Annotated in this window: 1 tRNA gene and 3 rRNA genes; all 4 read left to right on the top strand. The window is 50.2% G+C overall.

The window, feature by feature from the left end:
* Positions 1-193 precede the first annotated feature (193 nt).
* Positions 194-1,741: ribosomal RNA gene (locus ACQV2R_RS08455) — 16S ribosomal RNA — on the top strand.
* 236 nt (positions 1,742-1,977) lie between these two features.
* Positions 1,978-4,855: ribosomal RNA gene (locus ACQV2R_RS08450) — 23S ribosomal RNA — on the top strand.
* Positions 4,856-4,933: 78 nt separating this feature from the next.
* Positions 4,934-5,049 (top strand): 5S ribosomal RNA (gene rrf, locus ACQV2R_RS08445).
* Together the 16S, 23S and 5S rRNA genes with 1 tRNA gene alongside form the textbook arrangement of a ribosomal RNA operon.
* 18 nt (positions 5,050-5,067) lie before the next feature.
* A tRNA-Asn gene (locus ACQV2R_RS08440) sits at positions 5,068-5,140 on the top strand.
* Position 5,141: the final 1 nt, after the last annotated feature.

Raw genomic sequence — 5,141 nt, 5'->3', positions numbered from 1 at the left:
CCATGCTAGTATATAGAAGTTGTCACTTATGGCAGCGAAGCTCATTGAAAACTGAACAAAGACAAACACCAAAATGTGTAAGGGTCTATTCGTTAAACCGGATAGAAACAACCGAATATAATTCGAGACATACTGCAGACCAGCAGTAAAAAAATCAATAGCTAGTAATAGTAATGAGCAAAAGCTCAAATTCTTTCATGAGAGTTTGATCCTGGCTCAGGACGAACGCTGGCGGCGTGCCTAATACATGCAAGTCGAACGAACCGCGAGAGAACTTGTTCTTTCAAGGTTAGTGGCGCACGGGTGAGTAACACGTGGAGAACCTACCCTTCAGCGGGGGATAACCATTGGAAACGATGACTAATACCGCATAGAATCGCAGATCGCATGATCAACGAAGGAAAGACGGCTTCGGCTGTCACTGAAGGATGGCTCCGCGGTGCATTAGCTAGATGGTGGGGTAAAAGCCTACCATGGCCATGATGCATAGCCGACCTGAGAGGGTGATCGGCCACATTGGGACTGAGACACGGCCCAAACTCCTACGGGAGGCAGCAGTAGGGAATCTTCCGCAATGGACGCAAGTCTGACGGAGCAACGCCGCGTGTGTGAAGAAGGTCTTCGGATCGTAAAGCACTGTTGTTAGAGAAGAACGACCGAATGAGTAACTGCATTCGGAGTGACGGTATCTAACCAGAAAGCCACGGCTAACTACGTGCCAGCAGCCGCGGTAATACGTAGGTGGCAAGCGTTGTCCGGATTTATTGGGCGTAAAGGGAGCGCAGGCGGTGACTTAAGTCTGATGTGAAAGCCCACGGCTCAACCGTGGAGGGTCATTGGAAACTGGGTCACTTGAGTATAGAAGAGGAAAGTGGAATTCCATGTGTAGCGGTGAAATGCGTAGATATATGGAGGAACACCAGTGGCGAAGGCGACTTTCTGGTCTATAACTGACGCTGAGGCTCGAAAGCGTGGGGAGCAAACAGGATTAGATACCCTGGTAGTCCACGCCGTAAACGATGAGTGCTAAGTGTTGGAGGGTTTCCACCCTTCAGTGCTGGAGTTAACGCAATAAGCACTCCGCCTGGGGAGTACGGTCGCAAGACTGAAACTCAAAGGAATTGACGGGGACCCGCACAAGCGGTGGAGCATGTGGTTTAATTCGAAGCAACGCGAAGAACCTTACCAGGTCTTGACATCTGCTGCATAGCCTAGAGATAGGTGAAATCCTTCGGGACAGCAAGACAGGTGGTGCATGGTTGTCGTCAGCTCGTGTCGTGAGATGTTGGGTTAAGTCCCGCAACGAGCGCAACCCCTATCATTAGTTGCCAGCATTCAGTTGGGGACTCTAGTGAGACTGCCGGTGACAAACCGGAGGAAGGTGGGGATGACGTCAAATCATCATGCCCCTTATGACCTGGGCTACACACGTGCTACAATGGATGGTACAACGAGCAGCGAACTCGCGAGGGTAAGCGAATCTCTGAAAGCCATTCTCAGTTCGGATTGTTCTCTGCAACTCGAGAGCATGAAGCCGGAATCGCTAGTAATCGCGGATCAGCACGCCGCGGTGAATACGTTCCCGGGTCTTGTACACACCGCCCGTCACACCACGAGAGTTTGTAACACCCGAAGCCGGTGGCCTAACTTATAGAGGGAGCCGTCGAAGGTGGGATAGATGATTGGGGTGAAGTCGTAACAAGGTAGCCGTATCGGAAGGTGCGGCTGGATCACCTCCTTTCTAAGGAGTAGTTGGAACCTACACACGGTTAATGTCTTTGTTTAGTTTTGAGTGAGCTTCAATAGGAAGTCTACTCAATCGATCATTGAAAACTGAATACACCAAACAAGATTGATCATATTCTCGATGCGAGGTATGACAATCACATTATTTCTTAAAAAAAAGATATAATGAACCGAGAAATTGACCGAGTCTATGAAAAGATTCATAGAGTAAAAAACAAGCGAAAATATTGTGGTTAAGCAATAAAGGGCGCACGGTGAATGCCTTGGCACTAGGAGCCGATGAAGGACGCGACGAACAGCGATATGCTTCGGGGAGCGGTAAGTACGCTAAGAACCGGAGATTTCCGAATGGGGGAACCCAATGATTGTAAAAGATCATTATCCGCAAGGAAGGTAGACGCAGAGAACTGAAACATCTAAGTAACTGCAGGAAAAGAAAATAAGAATGATTCCCTAAGTAGCGGCGAGCGAACGGGGAAGAGCCCAAACCAGCGTGCATGCACGTTGGGGTTGAAGGACTCCATCACGAGACCAGACGATTTAGTAGAAGCCCATGGGAAGGGGCGGCAGAGAGGGTGAGACCCCCGTATGCGAAAGATCAACAGGCTCAGGAGTATCCTGAGTACGGCGGGACACGAGAAATCCCGTCGGAATCCACCAGGACCATCTGGTAAGGCTAAATACTCCCTAGTGACCGATAGTGAACCAGTACCGTGAGGGAAAGGTGAAAAGCACCCCGGAAGGGGAGTGAAAGAGTACCTGAAACCGTGTGCTTACAAGTAGTCAGAGCCCGTTAAGGGGTGATGGCGTGCCTTTTGTAGAATGAACCGGCGAGTGACGATAGTTGGCAAGGTTAAGTAGAAGATACGGAGCCGTAGCGAAAGCGAGTCTGAATAGGGCGTTAGTCAGGTGTCGTCGACCCGAAACCAGGTGACCTACCCATGTGCAGGTTGAAGGTGTGGTAAGACGCACTGGAGGACCGAACTCACATACGTTGAAAAGTGTGGAGATGACGTGTGGGTAGCGGAGAAATTCCAATCGAACCTGGAGATAGCTGGTTCTCTCCGAAATATATTTAGGTATAGCCTCAGAGTAAGAGATGTGGAGGTAGAGCACTGTTTGGACTAGGGGCCCATTCGGGTTACCGAATCTAGATAAACTCCGAATGCCACAAACTCATCTCTGGGAGTCAGACTGCGAGTGATAAGATCCGTAGTCGAAAGGGAAACAGCCCAGACCACCAGCTAAGGTCCCTAAGTAACTGTTAAGTGGAAAAGGATGTGGGGTTGCCTAGACAGCTAGGATGTTGGCTTAGAAGCAGCCATCATTTAAAGAGTGCGTAATAGCTCACTAGTCGAGTGACCCTGCGCCGAAAATGTACCGGGGCTAAACAGTCCACCGAAGCTGTGGATTCTAATTTATTAGGATGGTAGGAGAGCGTTCTATGTGCGGAGAAGCTGTACCGTAAGGAGCAGTGGAGCGCATAGAAGTGAGAATGCCGGTATGAGTAGCGAAAGACAGGTGAGAATCCTGTCCACCGATAGACTAAGGTTTCCAGGGGAAGGCTCGTCCGCCCTGGGTAAGTCGGGCCCTAAGCAAAAGCCGAACGGCGTATGCGATGGACAACAGGTAGAGATTCCTGTACTTGGGAAATACGATTTAAGCAATGGAGGGACACAGGAGGTAAGTCCACGCAGACAGATGGAAAAGTCTGTAGAAGCAACGAGTGAGATTGTGAGTCAAATGCTTACAATTAATGATGAGTTGTGATCTGGAGCGAAATAATAGTAGCGAAGGTGGATAATCAAACTGTCGAGAAAAGCTTCTAGCTAGTATGACCAACCCGTACCGCAAACCGACACAGGTAGTCAAGTGGAGAACACTAAGGTGAGCGAGAGAACTCTCGTTAAGGAACTCGGCAAAATGACCCCGTAACTTCGGGAGAAGGGGTGCTGACGCAAGTCAGCCGCAGTGAATAGGCCCAGGCGACTGTTTATCAAAAACACAGGTTTCTGCTAAATCGCAAGATGACGTATAGGAGCTGACGCCTGCCCGGTGCTGGAAGGTTAAGAGGAGCGCTTAGCGCAAGCGAAGGTGCGAATTGAAGCCCCAGTAAACGGCGGCCGTAACTATAACGGTCCTAAGGTAGCGAAATTCCTTGTCGGGTAAGTTCCGACCCGCACGAAAGGCGTAACGATCTGGGCACTGTCTCAACGAGAGACTCGGTGAAATTATAGTACCTGTGAAGATGCAGGTTACCCGCGACAGGACGGAAAGACCCCATGGAGCTTTACTGCAACTTGATATTGAGTGTTTGTGTGACATGTACAGGATAGGTAGGAGTCAAAGAGCTGTGTACGCCAGTATGCAAGGAGACGTTGGTGGGATACTACCCTTGTAATATGAACCCTCTAACTCGCGTGAAGAACACGGAAGACAGTGTCAGGTGGGCAGTTTGACTGGGGCGGTCGCCTCCTAAAGAGTAACGGAGGCGCCCAAAGGTTCCCTCAGAATGGTTGGAAATCATTCGTAGAGTGCAAAGGCAGAAGGGAGCTTGACTGCGAGACCAACAAGTCGAGCAGGGACGAAAGTCGGGCTTAGTGATCCGGTGGTACCGCATGGAAGGGCCATCGCTCAACGGATAAAAGCTACCCTGGGGATAACAGGCTTATCTCCCCCAAGAGTTCACATCGACGGGGAGGTTTGGCACCTCGATGTCGGCTCATCGCATCCTGGGGCTGAAGTCGGTCCCAAGGGTTGGGCTGTTCGCCCATTAAAGCGGTACGCGAGCTGGGTTCAGAACGTCGTGAGACAGTTCGGTCCCTATCCGTCGCGGGCGTAGGAAATTTGAGAAGAGCTGTCCTTAGTACGAGAGGACCGGGATGGACACACCGCTGGTGTACCAGTTGTTCCGCCAGGAGCATTGCTGGGTAGCTATGTGTGGGATGGATAACCGCTGAAAGCATCTAAGCGGGAAGCCAGCTTCAAGATGAGATTTCCCATTCGCAAGAAGTAAGACCCCTGAGAGACGATCAGGTAGATAGGCTAGAAGTGGAAGTATAGCGATATATGGAGCGGACTAGTACTAATCGGTCGAGGACTTAACCATGAGATTTCAAGGTAAGTAGAGGTGTATTCAGTTTTGAGTGATTGAGAGATTGCTCAAGATAACGATGAGATGACACTGTGTGGTGATGATGGCAAGAAGGACACACCTGTACCCATGCCGAACACAGCAGTTAAGCTTCTTAGCGCCGATGGTAGTTGGACCTTTGGTCTTGTGAGAGTAGGACGTTGCCACGCGTGTCATATCAAAGTTATTCCGCCATAGCTCAGCTGGCAGAGCGCATGACTGTTAATCATGATGTCGTAGGTTCGAGCCCTACTGGCGGAGT

Origin of the sequence: Facklamia sp. P12937, from assembly GCF_050409505.1 — a bacterium.
Taxonomy (GTDB): Bacteria; Bacillota; Bacilli; order Lactobacillales; family Aerococcaceae; genus Facklamia.
Note: the sequence above shows the minus strand (reverse complement) of the source record. Positions and strands in the feature narration are given on the sequence as shown.